This is a genomic window from Janthinobacterium silvisoli (assembly GCF_014200725.1).
Classification (GTDB): Bacteria; Pseudomonadota; Gammaproteobacteria; order Burkholderiales; family Burkholderiaceae_D; genus Janthinobacterium.
In genome coordinates this window covers 45,758-65,723 of sequence record NZ_JACHCL010000005.1, presented here as the reverse complement: position 1 = coordinate 65,723, position 19,966 = coordinate 45,758, and the positions used below count along the sequence as shown (strand labels likewise).

The following is a 19,966-nucleotide window of genomic DNA, read 5'->3' as shown; positions in this document are numbered from 1 at the left end:
CTTATCCGAGCAGCGCTTCGACAAATTCGGCAGCCACGAAAGGCTGCAAATCTTCAATCTTTTCACCGATTCCGATGAAATACACGGGCACGGGACGCACGCGGGCAATCGCCGCCAGCACGCCACCCTTGGCGGTGCCGTCCAGCTTGGTGATTACCAGGCCGCTCAACTGCAATGCATCGTCGAAGGCTTTGACTTGCGTCAACGCATTCTGGCCCGTGTTGCCATCGATGACAAGCAGGGTTTCGTGCGGTGCGCCATCCATGCCCTTGCCGATCACGCGCTTGATCTTCTTCAATTCTTCCATCAGGTGCAACTGGGTCGGCAGGCGGCCAGCCGTGTCGACCATCACCACGTCGATGCCGCGCGCTTTCGCCGATTGCACCGAGTCGTAGGCCACGGCGGCCGGATCGCCCGATTCCTGCGAGATGACGGTAACGTTGTTGCGCTCGCCCCAGACCATCAGCTGTTCGCGCGCAGCGGCGCGGAAGGTGTCGCCCGCAGCCAGCAGTACCGATTGATTGTTCGACTGCATGTGCTTGGCCAGCTTGCCGATGGTGGTGGTCTTGCCAGCGCCATTCACACCTGAAATCATCATCACCAGCGGCTTGTGGCGGCCCAGCTCAAAGCGTTTTTCCAGCGGCCTCAACAGTTCGATCAGCAGCGCTTTCAAGGCGGCCTTGACCTCGCTCGCATCGAGCAGCTTGTCTTCCTTGACCTTTTTCTTCAGTGCTGTGAGCAGATAGTCGGTGGCGTCGATGCCGGCGTCGGACATCAAGAGCGCCGCTTCCAGCTCTTCATACAGCGCATCGTCGATTTTCGCGCCCACGAACAGCACTGACAAGGTGGACGAGGTCTTCGACAGGCCCGCTTTCAGGCGCGTCATCCACGATTTTTTCTCCGGCTCGACGGCCACGATGGCGGGTACAAGTTCGGCCGGAGCACCGCTCAGGCTGGCGGAAGAAGGTGGGCTGGCCGGCGCAGTGTCGGGCACGGCTGCAGGCGGCAGCGCGGGCGCAGCAGCGGGTGCGGCTTCAGGGGCTACGGGTTTTTTCTTGAAGAAACTAAACATGGATAGATGGTGGCGGGTGCTTACGCTAGGCCCGGCGGCGCCGGACACTTGGACTGGGTATTCTACCAGAGCACACAGCGGACCACCCTCTTTACTGTTCGATTAGCAACATTGCACCGGTATCCGCAGTGCGTTTATGAAATAGCTGAATCCGATTGAAAGTTGCCTGCGTATAAGTTTGTGAACTCCTGGAACACGCATTGACATAGATCAACAATTATCTGACTATTAATTATTGATGCAGCCCATCTTTCCCAGGATTAACATCACACAGGTGCTGATATGAAAATCGCGGTCGTCGGAGCGGGAATTGCAGGGCTGTCATGTGCTTATCGCCTGGCGCAAGGGGGGCAGGATGTCACCTTGTATGAGGCGGAAGATTATTTCGGTGGTCACAGCCATACGGTGGATGTCACCCTGGACGGCGTCACGCACGGCGTCGATACGGGTTTCCTGGTGTTTAACCACACCACCTATCCGAAGCTGGTGCAGCTGTTTGATGAACTCGGTGTCGAGGCGGCCGACAGCGACATGTCTTTTTCCGTCAAGATGCCGCTCGGTAGTGAACCTGGCGCGCGCGTGCTGGAATGGGCGGGCGCCAATCTCGATACCGTGTTTGCCCAGCGCAGCAATCTGCTGCGGCCTGCCTTCCTGCGCATGCTGCGCGACATTTTACGTTTCAACCGCCAGGCCAGCGCCATCGCCACCGCCCAGTTGCCGGCGCCGGCCATGAGTCTCGGTGATTTTCTCGACCTGCATGGCTATGGTGCTGAGTTTCGCCACTGGTATCTGCTGCCGATGGCTGCCTGTATCTGGTCTTGCCCGGCGCGCCAGATGCTGGCCTTTCCACTGGCCACCTTCATCCGTTTCTGCCACAACCACGGTTTGCTGCAAGTCAATGACCGGCCCCAGTGGCGCACCGTGCGCGGCGGCTCGCGCGTGTACGTGAAGAAATTGCTGGCCGGTATCCCCCAGCAGCGCCTGGCTTGCCCCGTGCTGGGCGTGCGCCGCCAGCCACAGGGCGGTGCGCGCATGGTTGAACTGTTGACGGCGCACGGTGTGGAGCATGTCGATCATGTAGTGCTGGCTTGCCATAGCGACCAGGCGCTGGCCTTGTTGTCGGATGCGCGCGACGACGAGCGCAAGGTGCTGCAAGCCGTACGCTACCAGCCGAACCGGGCTGTACTGCATACGGACGCCTCGTGCTTGCCTGAACGCCGCCGCGCCTGGTCGGCCTGGAATTACCAGGGCCGCCCGGCGGTGGAAGAAGGCGACGCGCCGCAAGTGTGCGTGCATTATTTGCTGAACCAGTTGCAGCCCTTGCCCTTCAGTACGCCCGTCATGGTGTCCTTGAACCCGCTCGACGAACCCGATCCAGCCAAGGTCATCGCTGAATTTTCCTATGCGCATCCGGTGTTCGATGGCGCGGCGATTGCGGCGCAAATGCGGCTGGCCAACTTCCAGGGCATGCAAAACACCTGGTTCGCGGGCGCCTGGACCGGTTACGGCTTCCATGAAGATGGTTTGAAATCGGGCCTGGCCGTGGCTGCCACCCTGGCGAGCCTGGCGGCGTCGGAGCTGGACCATGCCGCGTGATTCGTCGCTGCCCGCCATGGCGCAGCCGCAGCTGTGTCTGGGGCAAGTACGCCATACGCGCTTGCGGCCGCGCCGGCATTTCTTTAGTTATGGCATCTATTACTTGCGCCTGCCCTTGCGCAGCATGGGGGGGCAGGATTTCAGCGCGCGGCTTATTTCGCGCAACGGCGCCAATGTGCTGTCGTTTCGCGATAGCGACCATGGCGATGGTGTAACGCCCTTGCTGGACTGGATAGATGGCTTGCTGCATGAGCAAGGCGTGAGCGATGCCGATGGCGAAATCTGGCTGCAAACCATGCCGCGCGTATTCGGTTATGTATTCAATCCCGTCAGTTTCTGGTTTTGCCACCGTGCCGATGGCGCCTTGCGCGCCGTGCTGTGCGATGTGCGCAATACCTTTGGCGAACGTCATCTGTACCTGCTCGATCATGGCGCAGCGATTGCTTATGGCAGCGAGTTGCGCGCCAACAAGATCTTTCACGTTTCGCCCTTTTGCAAGGTCGAGGGCGGTTACCGCTTCCGCTTTCTGCGCAGCAAGGATGACGCAGGGCAGGGCGAACGCCACCTGGCCTGCGTCGATTACGACGATACCAGCGGTCCCTTGCTGCAAACGAGTTTGTCCGGTATTGCCGTGCCCTTGCGCGACCGCGCGCTGGGCCGCGCCCTGTTGCGTTATCCGCTGATGACGTTCGGCGTGATGGCCCGCATCCATTGGCAGGCGCTGCGGCTGTGGCTACGACGCGTGCCGTTTTTTAGCAAACCCCATCCTCCCCAAGAAAAGCTGTCACGATGAAAGGTGTACGATGAATACGGAATCCCTGCCCAACGGCTTGCATGCGCGCAGTAGCGCATCGTACGAGCACCTGGACTTGTCCGCCCCCGCGGGCATGATTTTGTCGCTGCTCGATAAATTGAAATTTGGCGCCTTGCGCCTGCGCACCCCAGATGGCGCCGTGCTGCTGTATGGCGACGGCAGCGCACCCATCCACCTGGACTTGCATAACTGGAATATGTGTTCAGCCGTCTTGCGTTCGGGAGATATTGGGTTTGCCGAAACCTTTATCGCCGGCGACTGGCGTACCGACAATCTGCCCGGCTTGATTGAATTGATGATACGCAACCGCAGCCAGATCGAATCGCTGATCTATGGCAGCTGGTGGGGCAACCTGTTGTATCGTCTGCGCCATCTGCTGCATCGCAATTCGCGTGCGGGCAGCAAGAAAAATATCCACGCCCATTACGATATCGGTAATGCCTTTTATCAGCTGTGGCTAGACCCATCGATGACGTATTCCAGCGCGCTGTTCAGCGAAGGAGATAGCCTGGAGCAGGCGCAGCTGGCCAAATACCGCCGCATTGCCGGCCAGTTGCAGCTGCATCCCGGCGCGAAGGTGCTGGAAATCGGCTGCGGCTGGGGTGGCTTTGCAGAAACGGCGGCCCGCGAGCAGGGCGCCCATGTCACGGGCCTGACCTTGTCTACCGAACAACTGGCTTATGCGCGCCAGCGCTTGCAGGCAGCCGGCCTGGCTGAGCAGGCTGATTTGCAGCTGTGCGATTACCGCGACAGCGCCGGCCAGTATGACGCCATCGCTTCGATAGAAATGTTTGAAGCCGTGGGGCAAAGTTATTGGCCCGGCTATTTTGAGTGTGTCGCGCGTAATCTGAAACCGGGCGGACGCGCCTGCATCCAGACCATCGTCATCGCCGATGAACTGTTTGAGCGCTATAGCAAGAGCACTGATTTTATCCAGCAATACATTTTCCCGGGCGGCATGCTGCCTTCGCCTGCCGAGTTTCGCCGCGGCGCGGAAGCGCAGGGCTTGCGCGTGGTCGATGCCTTTAGCTTCGGTCTCGATTACGCGGAAACCCTGCGCCAGTGGCGCGCCAGTTTCCTGGCCCAGCGCGTGGCGCTGGAAAAACAGGGCTTCGATGGCCGTTTCCTGCTGACCTGGGAATTTTATCTGGCCTATTGCGAGGCAGCCTTTCAGGCTCATAATACGGATGTCATGCAATTTACCCTGCTGAAAGGATGACCATGCGCCGTTTGCTGTCTGTTTTTCTATTCTCATTCCTGTCGGTGGCGGCCCATGCCGCGCCGCCAGCAAGCCCCTCATCGCCTGCCGCTTTTATCAGTGCCGACGTGCCCGAAGCCCGTCTGTCGGGCGAAGGCGACTATACCTGGTTTGGCATGCGTATTTACCAGGCGCAGCTGTGGGTAGGACCGCAAGGCTATCAGGGCCTTGCGTCGGCCACCGCACCGTTCGTGCTGGAATTGCGTTATGCGCGCGGGCTCGATGGCAGCAAGATCGCCGAAGCCAGTTATGAACAGATGCAGAAAATCCAGGCCGGCACGGAAGCGCAGCGCCTGGAATGGCTGCGTACCATGCAGCGCATCTTCCCGGACGTGAAACAAGGCCAGCGCATCGCCGGCGCCTACCGTGCCGGCGTGGCGCCTGGCGTACGCTTCTATCTGGACGGCAAGGTGATGGCCGATGTGACCGATGGCGATTTTGCGCGCGCCTTCTTTGCCATCTGGCTCTCGCCCGACACCACGGCGCCCAAGCTGCGTAGCGCCTTGCTGCAGAATGCGCTGCCGCAGGCATCTGCCTTGCCATGAGTATGTCATGAGCACATCAGGCAGTCCGCTGGCGCTGCCTGCCGTGTTCTCGTATGGCCTGTTTGGCCTGCCGCTGGCCATGCTGGCCTTGCCTATCTATATATATGTTGCGCCGTTTTATACGCAGCGCAGCAGCCTGGGCCTGGCGCAGATCGGCGCCGTGTTGCTGGCCGCCCGCATCGCTGCCGCCTTCATCGATCCTGCCCTGGGCGCCTGGATCGCCCGTGGCGCGCGCAGCTATGCCCTTTGCATCGCGCTGGCCTTGCCTTTGCTCTTGCTGGGTTTTGGCGCCCTGTTTCATCCACCTGTCATGCCTGAAGGCGCCACCCTGGCCTGGTTCCTGGCCTCCTTGCTGCTGGTGTATGCCGCTTACGGCCTGGCCAGCATCGCGCACCAGAGCTGGGGGGCGGCGCTGAGCCAGGCGCTGGACCAGCGTTCCAGAGTGACGGCGGTGCGCGAGGGCTGTGGCCTGGTGGGCGTGATCCTGGCGGCAGGGCTGACTTCCGTACTCGGCTATGAAGGCTTGTCGCTGGTGTTTGCCGTGTGCCTGCTCGCTTGCGCTACGGTATTGCTGCGCTATGGACCCCGTCCGCCGCGGCCGGTGGCGCCCCCCAACATCTTGGCCACCTCTTGGAGCGTGCCATTTCGCCAGCGTGCTTTCCGGCATCTGTTTGCCATCCTGCTCATCAACGGTGTGGCAGCCGCCATCCCTGCCACCCTGTTCCTGTTCTTTGCCGGCGATTATCTGCGCCTGGGTCCCTATGCCGGCCTGTTTCTGATCGTGTATTTCTGTGCGGCCGCCGCCTCGATGCCGTTGTGGGTAGCGCTGGCCCGCCGCTATGGCGAGGCGCGCGCCTGGTCGGCCAGCATGCTGGCCGCTGCACTGGTATTTGTCTGGGCATATGGCCTGGATGCAGGAGCTATGTGGGGTTTTGGCACCATCTGCCTGTTGTCTGGTCTGGCGCTGGGCGCCGACCTGGCCTTGCCTCCTGCCTTGCTGGCTGGCCTGATCGGTGCGGCCGGTCACGCGGGCCGGCATGAAGCGGCGTATTTTGGCTGGTGGAACTGGGGCGTGCAGATGAGCCTGGCACTGGCGGCCGGCATCGCCTTGCCCCTGCTGGCCTGGCTCGGCTATGTGCCGGGGCAGGGCGGCGGGCTGCCCGCCTTGTCCGCCGCCTATGCCTTGCTGCCCTGCATTTTGAAGGTTGCCGCTGCGCTGCTGTTGTGGCGGGCGCCGTTACAACATATATATAAGGAGATAAGGCCCCATGAACCGCAAGATCGATAGCTGGGTAGGCAAGCGGGTGTGGATCATCGGTGCATCGACCGGCATCGGCGCCGCCTGCGCCAGCTTGCTGCTCGAGCAGGGCGCCAGCGTGGCCCTGTCGGCGCGCCATCAGGCCAGGCTGGAACAGCTATGCGCAGGGCAGCCGCTGGCGCTGGCCATGCCGCTCGATATCACGCAGCCTGCGCAAGTGCAGGCCGTGTGCGGGGCGCTGCAGCAGCAATGGTCGCGCATCGACCTGGTGCTGGTGGTGGCCGGTGGCTATACCGCCATGCGCGCCGATGATTTTGACCTGGCGCAAGCGCAGAGTTTGATGGACTTGAATGTGGGCGGCGTCTTTGCTTGTCTGGCGCCGGTCTTGCCGCTGCTGCTGAAGCAGGGGGCGGGCGGTATCGGCATCGTTGCTTCAGTCGCTGGATATGGCGGCTTGCCCAAGGCGCTGGTGTATGGCGCCAGCAAGGCGGCGCTGATCAACCTGACGGAATCGCTGTACCTGGACTTGCATCCGCGCGGCATCGATGTGTATCAGATCAATCCTGGCTTCGTCGATACGCCTTTGACCGCTGGCAATGATTTCAAGATGCCGGCCCTGATGACGGCGCACGATGCGGCTGCCGCCATGCTGCGGGGCATCGAACGGGGCCAGTTTCATATTCACTTTCCCAAACGTTTTACGAATAGCATGCGGCTGGCGAGGCTATTGCCGTATCGCGCATATTTTTGGCTGATCAACAAGGTGACGGGTTTATAAGGTGACGCAACAATGATGAGTACAGTAGCGGCGGCACCGCTCGATGGCGAGCACGCCCTGGCGCGCCTGGTGGCGTTTTATGAAAACCTCAGCCTGGAAAACCTGGCCCAGTTGGGTGCCGTGTATGCCCCAGACGCCAGTTTCAAGGATCCATTCAATGAAGTGCAGGGCCATGCGGCTATCCTGGCCATTTTTGAACACATGTTCGTGCAAGTCGACAGGCCGCGCTTCGTGGTGCTCGAATGCATGCAGCAGCAGGGCCAGGCATTCCTGACCTGGGAATTCCGCTTTCATATGCGGCGTTTTGTGGCGGGTGAACAATGCGTGCGTGGGGCAACGCATGTGCGTTTTGATGCGCAGGGCCGCGTGGCGGTGCATCGGGACTATTGGGATGTGGCGGAAGAGCTGTATCAGAAACTGCCGGTACTCGGTGGATTGATGCGCTTGCTCAGGCGCGCAAGCCAGCGTTAGCGTGGCATATGGTGGTGTCTCAAGCAAAAAATTGTCATATTTTCACTTAAATTGCGGTTGATAGCCTGAGTGTCGTTTTTTCGACACAAAGAAATGATGATATTTAGAAAGCAAGATTGTAAGGAATTGTTTCAATTGGTGCGAGATTTACCAGCAATAGTCATCGCAGCTGGCGCCATCGCCATACGCGCTAGGCGAAATGGAAGGCCGGTAAAACATTTCTAGAGCGGCAATTTAAATTACCGAAGAGTCAGTAATTCAATTGCGACTCTGTCTATATATACACTCCTTGAGTCAACGCCAAAATCGCGCACTACGCCCCTGAACAATGCGGACTTGCACCAAATTAGGGCATACTGTTGGCCATTTTTGAGCGCTCGGCAGCAAAGATTCGGGATGCGGTGTATGCTTCGTTCCGTTTATCCATTATCAGCTTACAAATTGTGTGCTTTGTCGCGTAAATTGTGTAAAGGAAATGATGGCTTAAGCATATTGGCTTTTTGATCATGACCGTGTTACTGTTGCGCTAATACAACGGACGCCGACATGGCTTGCGTTATGATGGAAGGGTCAATCAGGCCAATGCATAGTTTGGCAAGGGGCACTGGGTCTGTCGTGCAGTCTGGTTAGCGATGGTCGGGATGCTTGAAAATGGCCCCTGGCCTGGTACTGGAAGTAACATGTTGGAACTTGATGGAATGTGAAACGGTCGTTATAGTGCCGCTTCCGGTGCCACTTGAGCACCGAACCGGCGCACGAAATACGGTCGTCATGCAGCCTTCTTGCTTATCGGTGCAATAGCGTGCCGATACCAATATGAATGTTCCTCTGACCGGAACAGTACAGCGGCAGGTGGAGACCTTGCCCTCACTCATAAAAAGCGTTCTTGTAGAACGCAGCACGAGATGCATAGGCCGTATTACTTTTTGCTTCAAAATTAAAGGAAACATGCAATGAAAAAAACTCTGATCTCCCTGGCAGTTCTGGCAGCAGCTAGCACCGGCATCGCTCACGCTCAATCGAGCGTTTCCATCTACGGTACCGTTGACGCAGCTTTCGTCAGCGAGCGTGGCGGTGCTCAAGGCACGGTTAACAAAATCAGCAGCGGTACGGCTTCGGCTTCGCGTATCGGTTTCAAAGGCAATGAAGATCTGGGTAACGGCCTGTCGGCTCTGTTCCTGTTGGAATCGGGTTTCAGCGTTGACACCGGCGCACAAGACAAAGCAGGTTCCCTGTTCAATCGTCAAGCCTACGTTGGCCTGAGCAGCAAAGATGCTGGTACGCTGACCCTGGGTCGTCAATACACCCCGTACTACAACACGCTGTCGAAAATTGCTGACCCGTTCGCAGTTGGCTACGCTGGTTCCGCTAAAAACTTGTTCCCATCGAACACCCGCACCAGCAACACCGTGTACTACACCACGCCTAAGTTCAACGGCTTTGACGCTGACGTGGCTTACACCTTCGGCGAACAAGCTGATTCGAACAAATCCGGTCGTCAAATCGGCGCATCGGCTGGCTACTCGAACGGTCCTCTGAACGCACGCCTGGTGTACAACCTGGTCAACAACCAAACTTCGGCTGCTAGCACCATCGGCAGTGGTCGTAACCTGTTGGCAGCTGCTAACTACGATTTCGTTGTTGCCAAGGCTTACCTGGCATACGGCGTGAACAAAGGCGTGAACAGCAATGTTTACAACTCGGGCCTGAGCAACACCAACTTCGCTGCTAACGGTGGCGCGAACACCGGCTCGAGCAGCCTGAACGCCTACGCTTACCAAGCTGCTGCTCCTAGCGTTGACAGCACCACCTTCCTGATCGGTACCACCGTACCAGTGGGCGAGTCGGGCACCGTGATGGCTTCGTACATCAAAGCCAACGACAAAGGTATCGCTAACGCTGATGCTGATCAATGGGCACTGGGTTACTCCTACGCTCTGTCGAAGCGCACCAGCACCTACGCTTCGTACGCTAAAATCAAAAACAAAAACGGTGCAGTCTACACCGTTGGTGGCAACAGCGACGCTGGTTCGGGCGACAAAGCCTTCAACGTTGGTCTGCGTCACTCGTTCTAATATTCGTTTATACGAAGCTTAGATCTGCCACAAACATCCCTCCGGGGATGTTTGTCAGCAAAAAAAACGCGCCACCAGGCTATAGTCTGGTGGCGCGTTTTTGCATCTGCATTTCGCTTACAATGTTGCTGTTACTAAAGTAGGGGGAATCCCATGTACCAAATGAAATCGCCGCGCGCCGCCGCCATGCTGGCCGCCCTGTTGCTGACCGGCGCCGCGGGCGCCGCACTCGCGAACGCGGGCGCCAAGGTAAAGAAGCCGGCCGGCCTGGAGCGCTATGGCGTGGCCGTGTATTCGGACCTGTGCGTGCAAAAGGATAGCGGCGAGATCGGCGGACAGCGCGTCACCCTGCACCGTTTTGCCGAGGCCGATACGGTCATCTATGAATTCACGGCAGGTTCCCTGAGCTGGCCTATCGTTGCCAACGACGTCAACCTCGATGCGGCCACGGGCGCCCTGGACTTCACCATCCAGGCTGCCGATGGCGAAGAACGCAAGCTGGCAGGCAAATTTTCCAAGGATGGACAAACCCTGACGCTGGAAGGCGATTATTGCGGCGGCAATGTGCATATGCCCATGAAACTGAGCCGCATACGCGACTTTGGCCGTGCATTGAAAAACTGCACGCCTTGCCCGGTTGCTCCCGCTGGGCCGGTAGAGCCCGAGAATGCCAGCGCACCTGTCGGCTGAGTCCGTCATGCTCAGGAAAAAGGCCCGGTATTGACCGGGCCTTTGTTTTTTTGCGATGCTTGCAAGCTTACTTTTCCGCCCTGGCCTTTTCCGCCGTGGCGCGGATGGCGGCCAGTGTCGTGTTTGGCGTGATCAGGTTGCCGTCATAGCGCAACTCGATCAGGGCGGGCAGGCTGTGCGCCGTTGCATGGGCCAGCGCGCGTTGCAGGGCAGGGGCGAACTCTGCCGTTGTATTGACGATTTCACCGTGCGCGCCATACGCTTGCGCCAGTGCCGCGAAATCCGGGTTGTGCAGGGTGGTGCCCGACACGCGGCCCGGATAATCGCGTTCCTGATGCATGCGGATGGTGCCGAACATCTGATTGTTGAAGACGATGATCACCAGGCCCGCCTTGTATTGCACGGCAGTGGCCAGTTCCTGGCCATTCATCAGGTATTCGCCATCGCCGGCAAAGGTAATCACGGTGCGTTCCGGGTGCACGATCTTGGCGGCAACGCCCGATGGCAGACCATAACCCATGGCGCCGTTGGTGGGCGCCAGTTGCGTACGCAGGCCACCGTAGCGGTGGAAGCGGTGCGCCCACGAGGCGTAATTGCCGGCGCCATTTGTCACGATGGTGTCGTGCGGCACGTGCGCCATGATGTCTTGCGTGACTTGCCACAAGTCCAGCGGCGCCTGGCCATCCTGGAAGACGGGCGGCTGTTGCTGCCAGGCGGCCAGTTCGGCCCTGGCTTCGGCTGGCGTATGCTGCCAGGCTGATGCATCGACCGGTTCCAGCGCGGCCAGCATGGCGCACGCTTGCGGCATGCCGCTGTTGATCATCAGTTCGGCCTGATAAACGCTGCCCAGTTCCAGCGCATCCGTATGGAAATGCACCAGGCGCTGGCGCGGCACGGGCGAGGCAAACAGCGTGTAACCGCCAGTCGTCATCTCGCCCAGGCGCGGACCGATGGCGATCACCAGGTCAGCCTGTTTCACGCGCGCAGCCAGCTTGGGGTTGATACCGATGCCCACGTCGCCGATATAGTTCGGGTGTGCATTGTCGAGCAAATCCTGGAAGCGGAAGGCGCAGGCGACCGGTAAATGGTTGGCTTCGGCAAACCGTTGCAAGTCAGCGCAGGCTTGCGGTGTCCAGGTGGCGCCGCCCAGCAGCAACAGGGGGCGCTGCGCCGATGCCAGCATGCTGCGCAGCTGCGCCATCTGTGGCGCCGATGGCGCGGCCTGCACCGGTTGGTAGGGCCGCGTATCGGCCACGGTCGCCAGCGAGGTCAGCATATCTTCAGGCAAGGCCAGCACCACCGGGCCAGGGCGGCCGCTGGTGGCCACCTGGAAAGCGTGCGCCAGGTATTCGGGGATGCGTTCGGCGCGGTCGATCTGCGCCACCCACTTGGCCATCTGGCCATACATGCGGCGGTAATCGATTTCCTGGAACGCTTCGCGGTCGATGAAATCGTTGCCCACCTGGCCGATGAACAGGACCATCGGCGTCGAATCCTGGTACGCCGTATGTACGCCGATCGAGGCATTGGTGGCGCCCGGGCCGCGCGTGACGAAGCAGATGCCCGGTTTGCCCGTCAGCTTGCCGTAGGCTTCGGCCATGAAGGCGGCGCCACCCTCCTGGCGGTTGATGATGAAACGGATGCCGGAGTCGTGCAGGGCGTCGAGCACGTCGAGGTAGCTTTCGCCAGGTACGCCAAAGGCGGTGTCGACACCGTGGATCTGCAGGGCATCGACCAGGATCTGGCCGCCGGTACGGGATTGTTGCGTCATGGTTGGCTCTTTATTCTGGTTGTATCGTCAAAAAAAACAGGATCAAGCGCGGGGCGGGCGCGTGTGGACGCGCAGCTTGGGCCATTCTATGTGAGGTGATTTATGGCGGCTTTTGAAATGGCGACACCGAATTTCACAATCGCCCGGCAGCCGCATGGCACGCAGCTTTTGCAGAATCATGCTGCGGCGCGGTACAATGGCGGGTGAAGCAGGCCAGACAGTCGCTGGCCGGTGCAGCAATGCACTGGCGGGAGGAAGGTCCGGACTCCATAGAGCGGGGTGACGGTTAACGGCCGTCCGCTGAAAGCCGCAAGCGCAAGCCCATGGTATAAGGCGAGGAATAGGGCCACAGAGACGAGCGTATTAAGTTACGGTGAAACGCGGTAACCTCCACCTGGTGCAATTTCAAATAGGCACGCGATGATGCTGCTCGCGGAGCGTGCGGGTAGAAAGCTTGAGCGCCCGAGTAATTTGGCGCCTAGAGGAATGACTGTCATAGCGCTGATTCGCAAGAAAAAGCGCCGTAACAAAATCCGGCCTACCGGCCTGCTTCACTTGAATACTGAGCATCCTGGCAAGCCAGGATGCACGCCATCGTAGCGGAATGATGAGTCCGCTGTGATGCCAAAAAGCCCCCGCAGCGGGGCTTTTTTGTTTTCAAATGCATACTGTTTACAAATAAGTTGTCTATACAATTAAAATGGACAATTGCTTAAAGTTTCTAAGATTTAATTAATTGCTGCAATGCAAAATATTTTTCCTGCTGCGGAGCCAGCCCCGGGAATGACTGGGCTGTGGACAGAATGGGTCAAAATATTGGCTGTTAATCATGACTTTTCATTGCCGTATTTGCCGTTGTGCTCGTACGACGCAAATGTTGTCATGTATCAATTAACTGTAAAAATTTCAATTTTTTGATTTCGCATTTTTTGCTGTTTATAGTAGGAAAACACATGTGTGCAGATGAGGTAGCACATTCAGTATCTTCCATAAGTATCTAATTTATCGATATATTTTTATTTGAGACTCCTTCAACGATATGCGCTAAGTCCTTAATTTCATTAACAAAATTCCTGTTTTGCCAATCGGAAACCGCTTGACCACTATCTTTGCTTACTCTAAAGTGGGCAACTGTGTGAAAAAGTGTGTTTTTGTGGGAATTTTTCCCTCTGCAGCGCGATACGACGGTGTCGCAAACCAAGCTCAAAAAGGTCTTCCGTGTTTCAAGGCGCGTCCGCAATCAATCTCGATGCCAAAGGCAGGATGTCTATCCCCGCCAAGCACCGTGACGCGCTGGCGATTCAATGCGAAGGCCGCCTGACCCTGACCAAACATCCCGATGGCTGCCTGCTGTTTTTCCCCCGTCCCGTGTGGGAAAGCCACCGCCAGCAAATCGCCGCCTGGCCCATGTCTGCGCGTGCCTGGCAGCGCATCTTCCTCGGCAACGCCGTTGATGTCGAGCTGGACTCGGCCGGCCGCGTGCTGATTTCTCCTGAATTGCGCAACGCCGTCGGGCTGTCGCGCGAAGTGATGATGATCGGCATGGGCAGCCATTTTGAAATATGGGATGCCGCCCGACTGGCCGAACAGGAACAGCAGGCCATCGCCGGTGGCACTCCCGATGTACTTTCCAATTTTTCTTTCTAAGGCTCCGTAATGACACTACTCACGGTGCCGGAATTTCAGCATCGCACGGTGCTGCTCGATGAAGCGGTCGATGCGCTCGACCTGTCGGGCGACCGCGCGCACGGCATTTATGTCGATGGCACGTTTGGCCGCGGCGGTCATAGCCGCCTGATTTTGTCGCGCCTGGCCAGCGACGCTCGCCTGATCGGCTTCGACAAGGACTTGCAAGCCATCGCCACCGCCGAACAGATAGCCGATCCACGTTTTGACATCGTCCATGACAGCTTTGCCACCATGACGGCCAGCCTGGCCGCGCGTGGAGTACGGCAGGTGGACGGCATCCTGCTTGACCTGGGCATCTCTTCGCCGCAGGTCGACGATGCGGCGCGCGGTTTCAGCTTCCGCAACGACGGACCGCTGGACATGCGCATGGATACCACGCGCGGTATTTCCGCAGCCGAGTGGCTGGCCGTGGAAACCGAGCAGAATTTAGAAAAGGTGATACGCGATTATGGGGAAGAACGGTTTGCTTTTCAGATTGCAAAGGCGATTGTTGCTGGCCGGGCAGTCCAGCCAATTTCAAGCACACGACAGCTTGCCAGCATCGTGGCAGGCGCCGTCAAAACCCGCGAGAAGGGTAAGGACCCCGCTACCCGCACCTTTCAGGCCATACGCATTTTCATTAACAAAGAGCTCGAGGATCTCGAGATCGGCCTGAGCCAGGCGTATGCCAGCCTGGCGCCCGGCGCGCGCATGGCCGTGATCAGTTTTCATTCGCTGGAAGACCGCATGGTCAAGCGCTTCTTCGCTTCGAAAGCGAACGTGGAGCAGCCTGACCGCCGCCTGCCGATCCGCGCGGCCGACCTGCCGCAGCCGGAAATGAAGCTGATTGCCAAGATGAAGCCGTCCGACGCCGAGATCGAGGCCAACCCGCGCGCGCGTTCGGCCGTGATGCGCGTGGCGCAGCGCCTGCCGCTGGTGTCAACGACAGGTGGCGCGCGATGACCGGCAAGCTGTGCACCGTGCTATCGGCCTTATTGGTCGTGTGCGGCCTCTCGCATGTGAATGCGCAGTACCAGTCGCGCCATTTGCTGATCGACCTGGACCGCGCGCAGCAGCTGTCGCGCCAGCTCGACATCGACTGGGCGCAGCTGCAGCTGGACCAGTCGACCCTGGGCAAGCATGAGCGCATCGAAGCGATTGCACGGCGCGACCTGAGCATGACGCCGCTGACGGCGTCGCGCACCCAGTATCTGACGGAGGGCGAATAATGAAGTTGGGTGGTAACAGCAATGGCCGGGTGGCGGCGTCGAAAGGCGTGCCATTCTCGAAGAACCCTGTACTGGCGGTACGCCTGCCCGTATGGCGTTCGCGCGTCGTGCTGTTCCTGCTGTTCTTCTCTTTCGTCGGCCTGGGCGCACGCGCCATGTGGCTGCAAGGCGTGTCGACGCAGTTCCTGCAAAAGCAGGGCGCCGCCCGCTATGAACGCACCCTCGACTTGCCTGCCACGCGCGGCAAGATCACCGACCGCAATGGCCAGGTGCTGGCCTCGTCCGTTCCCGTGAAAGCCATCTGGGCGATTCCCGACGACGTGCTGCAGGCGCCACCCGAAAAAATCAATGCGCTGGCGGCCCTGCTGGAAATGAACGTCACCGAATTGCGCAAGAAGCTCGATTCCGACCGCAGCTTCGTTTATCTGAAACGCCAGGTAGACATGGACGTGGCCGACAAGATCGCCAAGCTGCGCATCGGCGGCATCGACGAACGCAAGGAATACAAGCGCTATTATCCGCAGGGCGAAGTCATGACCCATCTGGTCGGCTTCACCAACGTGGAAGACGTGGGCCAGGAAAGTATGGAACTGGCGCAGCAGAAAACCCTGGCCGGCAGCGATGGCAGCCGCCGCGTGATCAAGGACCGTCTGGGCCATATCGTCGAAGATATCGGTTTCATCCACGAACCGCATGACGGCAAGGACTTGACCCTGTCCGTCGACAGCAAGATCCAGTACATCGCGTTTACGCAGTTGAAGGAAGCGGTACAAAAATTCAACGCCAAGGCCGGCGGCGCCGTGGTGCTGGACGTGCACACGGGCGAAGTGCTGGCCCTGGCCAACTACCCCAGCTACGATCCGAACGACAGGCGCACCCTGACCGGCCAGCAATTGCGTAACCGCGTGATGACCGACACCTTCGAGCCGGGGTCGACCCTGAAGCCATTCACGGTGGCGCTGGCGCTCGACGAGGGCCGGATCAAGCCAACCACCCTGATCGACACGGGCAAGGGGCGTTATACGATTGCCGACCGCACCATTACCGACACCTCGGCGCATGGCGTTATCAGTGCCTCGGAAGTGATCGAGATGTCGTCCAATATCGGCGCTTCGAAGATCGCGCTGAGCATGCCGGCGCAGGATATGTGGGAAATGTTTACCAAGGTGGGCTTCGGCCAGCAGCCGAAATGGGGTTTCCCTGGCGCCGTGGCAGGGCGCGTGCGTCCGTATAAATCGTGGCGTCCGGTCGAGCAGGCCACCATGAGCTACGGTAACGGCATCTCGGTATCGCTGATCCAGCTGGCGCGCGCCTACATGATGTTTGCGCGCAATGGCGACACGATTCCATTGTCCTTCCAGAAGGTTACCGAGCTTCCCGTGGGCCAGCAAATCATCAAGCCGCAAACCGCCGCCGACATGCGCGCCATGCTCGAACTGGTGGTATCGGGTCCGCATGGATCGGCCAAGCGGGCGCAGGTCGCTGGCTACCGCGTGGGCGGCAAGACGGGTACGGCGTACAAGGTTGAAAACGGCAAGTACGCCATGCCGCGCAAATATATTGGCTCCTTCGTCGGTCTGGCGCCGCTGTCTGCGCCGCGTTTCATCATTGCGGTGATGATCGATGAACCGACGGGTCCTGCCCATTACGGCGGCCAGGTTGCCGCACCCGCGTTCGCGGCGATTGCAACGAACGCGCTGCGTGCAGCGAACGTGCCGCCCGATTCTTCCGTTACCGAAATCGTGGTCCCGGCCAATGGCGGCCCGGAGGCCATGTGAAGTCACTCATGACCATACAAGATATCAATTTGTGGATCAAGGCAGCTGCGCCCTCGGGGCAGCTGACCTCCGATTCGCGCCGTGTGCAGCGCGGCGACGTGTTTTTCGCCTATGCCGGCGCCACGCATTTTATTAGCGCCGCCATCGCCCAGGGCGCGGCCGCCATCGTCTATGACGATACCGGTTTTGCCTGGGACGCCAGCTGGAACGTACCGCACCTGGCCGTGGCCGGCCTGAAAACACAGGCTGGTCCGATCGCGCACGCTTTTTACGGCATGCCCGACAGCGCCATGTTCAGCGCCGGCGTGACTGGCACGAATGGCAAGACTTCCTGCGCACTGTGGCTGGCGCAGGCGCTCGCGCACCTGGGCGAGACCGCGTCCGTGATCGGTACGCTGGGCGTCGGCCTGTGCAAGCCGCGCGGCGAGATCGAATTCGACGTCACCGGCTACACCACGCCCGACGCCGTGCTGCTGGCGCACAAGCTGGCAGCCCTGCGTGAGGCCGGCGCCCAGACGGTGGCGATCGAAGTGTCGTCGATCGGCCTGGATCAGCAGCGCGCAGCCGGCATGCATTTCGATGTGGCGATGTTTACCAATCTGACGCGCGACCACCTGGACTACCACGGCGACATGGCAGCTTACGAGGCCGCCAAGGTCAAGCTGTTCGACTGGCCCGGGCTGAAGACGGCCGTGATCAATCTCGACGACGCCATGGGTCAACGTTTGGCGGCGCACGTGGCGGGCAAGCTGGCAGGCGAGATTCCCGTTATCGGATATACCTTGCAAGACGCTGCGGCGGTGCCGGATTTGCCGGGCATATTGATGCTGCGCGCCAGCCAGTTCCGCAGCCGTAACGCGGGCACCGACTTCCACCTGGAATGTCCGCTCGGTGTGGCGCTGGTCAAGACGCAGCTGGTCGGCCACTTCAATATCAGCAATGCACTGGCCGTGCTGGGCGCCTTGCTGGCGCACGGCAGCGGCTTGCGCGCGGCCATTGAGGCGATCGAATCGCTGCAGCCGGCCCCCGGCCGCATGCAGCAGGTGGGCGGCCAGGAAGCGCCGATGGTGGTGATCGATTACGCCCATACGCCCGATGCGCTGGAAAAAACCCTGGTCGCCTTGCGCCAGGTGGCGCAGGAGCGCGGTGGCGAATTGTGGTGCGTGTTTGGCTGCGGCGGCGACCGCGATCCGGGCAAGCGTCCGCAAATGGGCGCCATCGCCCAGCTGGCCGACCACGTGCTGGTCACCAGCGACAACCCGCGCAGTGAAGATCCGCACGCCATTATCAAGCAGATCGTGGCAGGCATGCGCGCCGATGGCCCGCAGCCGCAGGCGGTCGAAGACCGTGCCGCCGCCATTCTGTCGGCCATCAAGCATGCCGCCAAGCCGGACGTGATCCTGTTGGCAGGCAAGGGCCATGAACCGTACCAGGAAATCAAGGGCAAGAAACTGCCGTTCTCGGATACCGATCACGCGCAGCTGGCCTTGTCGGCTCGCCTCACCATGATGAGGACGAATTGATGATGCACGCTACTTTGTCAGAACTGCTGCCAGTGCTGGACGGCGCGAAGCTGACGGGCGATGCCGCCCGGGCGTTTGCCGGCGTGTCCACCGATAGCCGCAGCGCGCCGCCCGGTTCGCTGTTCGTCGCCTTGCGAGGCGAAAGCTTCGACGCCCACGATTTCCTGGCCCAGGTCGCCGATAAAGGCGTGGCCGCAGTGGTGGTCGAGCGCTTGCCGGAAGGCTGGGACAGCGCAAAAGTGCCCGCTATCGTGGTGTCAGACACCCTGGCGGCATTGGGCCGCATCGCCAACGCCTGGCGCCGCCGTTTCAGCCTGCCCGTAATTGGCGTCACCGGCAGCAATGGCAAGACCACCGTCAAGGAGATGATTTCTTCGATCCTGGCGGCCGCCTTTGGCGAAGAAGGGCGCCTGGCCACGCGCGGCAATCTGAATAATGAAATCGGCGTGCCGCTGACCCTGTTCCGTCTCGATGCCAGCCACCAGGCGGCCGTGATTGAAATGGGCATGAACCATGCTGGCGAAATCGGCCGCCTGGCGGCGATCACCGCGCCGACCCTGGCGATGGTGAATAACGCCCAGCGCGAGCACCAGGAATTCATGCATACCGTGGAAGCGGTGGCGCGCGAAAATGGCGCCGCGCTGTCGGCCTTGCCGGCCGATGGCGTAGCCGTCTTCCCGCACGGCGATGAATTCACACCACTGTGGCGCGAACTGGCTGGTACCCGCCGCGTGATCACTTTCGGCTTGTCGAAAGAGGCAGATGTGAGCTGCACCCATCGCGCCGCCGAAGACTTTGGCAGCGACATGTTTGTCAGCGTGCGGGCCCAGGATGGCGGCGTGCGCCAGTTCTTCGTCGCGCTGCAAGCGGCAGGCGAACACAATGTGCGCAATGCGCTGGCGGCGGCGGCATGCGCCATCGGCGCCGGCATTGCGCTTGAACAGGTCAGGCAGGGCCTGGAAGCGTTTTCGCCGGTGGCGGGACGATTGCAGAAAAAACGCGCGGCCAATGGCGCCACCATCATCGATGACACGTATAACGCCAATCCGGATTCGGTGCGGGCGGCCATCGATGTACTGGCGGCCAGCGCCGCGCCACGCATCCTGGTGCTCGGCGAGATGGGCGAAGTCGGTACGCAGGGGCAGCAGTTCCACGAAGAGATCGGCGCATACGCCGCCGCCAAAGGCATAGAACATGTGCTGGCGACGGGCGGCTTGACGCGCTATGCAGTCAATGCGGTCAAGGCCGGCGCAAGCCCGGACTCGGGCACGGTCGTGGAGTATTTCGAACAGTTCGACGGTTTGCTGGCGGCGCTCGATGCGCGTCTGGCTGGCCGCTCGGATGCAACAGTATTAATCAAGGGCTCCCGCTTCATGAAGATGGAACGGGCCGTGCAGCATTTGATTGGTTCAAATAACAGTAACAAGGAAACTCACTAAT

Annotated in this window: 17 protein-coding genes and 1 other RNA gene; 16 read left to right on the top strand and 2 right to left on the bottom strand. The window is 60.0% G+C overall.

The annotated features are described in order from the left end of the window. Position 1: 1 nt before the first annotated feature. Positions 2-1,072: a signal recognition particle-docking protein FtsY gene (gene ftsY, locus HDE75_RS20680; protein ID WP_183680010.1), complete on the bottom strand. Its 1,071-nt coding sequence runs from the start codon at positions 1,070-1,072 to the stop codon at positions 2-4. 282 nt (positions 1,073-1,354) lie between these two features. On the opposite strand from ftsY, the gene HDE75_RS20675 reads away from it, so the two are divergent. The 9 genes from HDE75_RS20675 to HDE75_RS20635 all read left to right on the top strand — a co-directional run bounded on the left by HDE75_RS20675 (position 1,355) and on the right by HDE75_RS20635 (position 10,557). Then, entirely contained in the window at positions 1,355-2,668 is a 1,314-nt protein-coding gene (locus HDE75_RS20675) for an NAD(P)/FAD-dependent oxidoreductase (RefSeq protein WP_183680008.1), read from the top strand. Beyond that, positions 2,658-3,461 carry a DUF1365 domain-containing protein gene (locus HDE75_RS20670; RefSeq protein ID WP_183680006.1) on the top strand — a complete coding sequence of 268 codons (804 nt, stop codon included), beginning with the start codon at positions 2,658-2,660 and terminating at the stop codon, positions 3,459-3,461. Before HDE75_RS20675 ends, HDE75_RS20670 begins: the two co-directional genes overlap by 11 nt. A gap of 10 nt (positions 3,462-3,471) precedes the next feature. Beyond that, on the top strand, positions 3,472-4,701 hold the full coding sequence (locus tag HDE75_RS20665; protein ID WP_183680004.1) for an SAM-dependent methyltransferase: 1,230 nt from the start codon (positions 3,472-3,474) through the stop codon (positions 4,699-4,701). 2 nt (positions 4,702-4,703) lie between these two features. Continuing rightward, on the top strand, positions 4,704-5,285 hold the full coding sequence (locus HDE75_RS20660) for a chalcone isomerase family protein (RefSeq protein ID WP_260174246.1): 582 nt from the start codon (positions 4,704-4,706) through the stop codon (positions 5,283-5,285). Positions 5,286-5,292: 7 nt separating this feature from the next. After that, a complete protein-coding gene (locus tag HDE75_RS20655; protein ID WP_183680001.1) occupies positions 5,293-6,573 on the top strand; it encodes an MFS transporter in 1,281 nt (426 codons plus the stop codon). Beyond that, positions 6,554-7,321 carry an SDR family NAD(P)-dependent oxidoreductase gene (locus HDE75_RS20650; RefSeq protein WP_183679999.1) on the top strand — a complete coding sequence of 256 codons (768 nt, stop codon included), beginning with the start codon at positions 6,554-6,556 and terminating at the stop codon, positions 7,319-7,321. The genes HDE75_RS20655 and HDE75_RS20650 overlap by 20 nt, the downstream gene beginning before the upstream one ends. 15 nt (positions 7,322-7,336) lie before the next feature. Continuing rightward, positions 7,337-7,792 (top strand): nuclear transport factor 2 family protein, encoded by a 456-nt coding sequence (locus HDE75_RS20645; protein ID WP_183680369.1) that lies wholly within the window; start codon positions 7,337-7,339, stop codon positions 7,790-7,792. 953 nt (positions 7,793-8,745) lie between these two features. Beyond that, the gene (locus HDE75_RS20640; protein ID WP_183679997.1) at positions 8,746-9,867 is read left to right on the top strand and encodes a porin; all 1,122 of its coding nucleotides are present in this window, start codon (positions 8,746-8,748) and stop codon (positions 9,865-9,867) included. A 153-nt stretch (positions 9,868-10,020) separates the two neighbouring features. Continuing rightward, positions 10,021-10,557 carry a hypothetical protein gene (locus tag HDE75_RS20635; protein WP_183679995.1) on the top strand — a complete coding sequence of 179 codons (537 nt, stop codon included), beginning with the start codon at positions 10,021-10,023 and terminating at the stop codon, positions 10,555-10,557. A 67-nt stretch (positions 10,558-10,624) separates the two neighbouring features. Here HDE75_RS20635 and HDE75_RS20630 read toward each other — a convergent pair whose 3' ends face one another. Continuing rightward, entirely contained in the window at positions 10,625-12,328 is a 1,704-nt protein-coding gene (locus tag HDE75_RS20630) for a thiamine pyrophosphate-binding protein (RefSeq protein ID WP_183679993.1), read from the bottom strand. 205 nt (positions 12,329-12,533) lie between these two features. Here HDE75_RS20630 and rnpB point away from each other — a divergent pair. The 7 genes from rnpB (at position 12,534) to HDE75_RS20595 (ending at position 19,965) form a co-directional block, all read left to right on the top strand. Beyond that, positions 12,534-12,885: RNase P RNA component class A (rnpB, locus tag HDE75_RS20625), an RNA gene on the top strand. A gap of 661 nt (positions 12,886-13,546) precedes the next feature. Further along, the gene (gene mraZ / locus HDE75_RS20620) at positions 13,547-13,975 is read left to right on the top strand and encodes a division/cell wall cluster transcriptional repressor MraZ (RefSeq protein WP_183679991.1); all 429 of its coding nucleotides are present in this window, start codon (positions 13,547-13,549) and stop codon (positions 13,973-13,975) included. A 9-nt stretch (positions 13,976-13,984) separates the two neighbouring features. Further along, the gene (gene rsmH, locus HDE75_RS20615) at positions 13,985-14,959 is read left to right on the top strand and encodes a 16S rRNA (cytosine(1402)-N(4))-methyltransferase RsmH (protein ID WP_183679989.1); all 975 of its coding nucleotides are present in this window, start codon (positions 13,985-13,987) and stop codon (positions 14,957-14,959) included. Next, positions 14,956-15,225 (top strand): cell division protein FtsL, encoded by a 270-nt coding sequence (gene ftsL / locus HDE75_RS20610; RefSeq protein WP_183679987.1) that lies wholly within the window; start codon positions 14,956-14,958, stop codon positions 15,223-15,225. The genes rsmH and ftsL overlap by 4 nt, the downstream gene beginning before the upstream one ends. Further along, positions 15,225-17,003, top strand: coding sequence for a peptidoglycan D,D-transpeptidase FtsI family protein (locus tag HDE75_RS20605; protein WP_183679985.1), 1,779 nt, complete (start codon positions 15,225-15,227; stop codon positions 17,001-17,003). Before ftsL ends, HDE75_RS20605 begins: the two co-directional genes overlap by 1 nt. Before the next feature lie 8 nt (positions 17,004-17,011). Next, complete coding sequence (locus HDE75_RS20600) at positions 17,012-18,526, top strand: UDP-N-acetylmuramoyl-L-alanyl-D-glutamate--2,6-diaminopimelate ligase (RefSeq protein WP_183679983.1); 1,515 nt, start codon at positions 17,012-17,014, stop codon at positions 18,524-18,526. A gap of 2 nt (positions 18,527-18,528) precedes the next feature. Beyond that, positions 18,529-19,965 (top strand): UDP-N-acetylmuramoyl-tripeptide--D-alanyl-D-alanine ligase, encoded by a 1,437-nt coding sequence (locus HDE75_RS20595; protein WP_183680367.1) that lies wholly within the window; start codon positions 18,529-18,531, stop codon positions 19,963-19,965. Position 19,966: the final 1 nt, after the last annotated feature.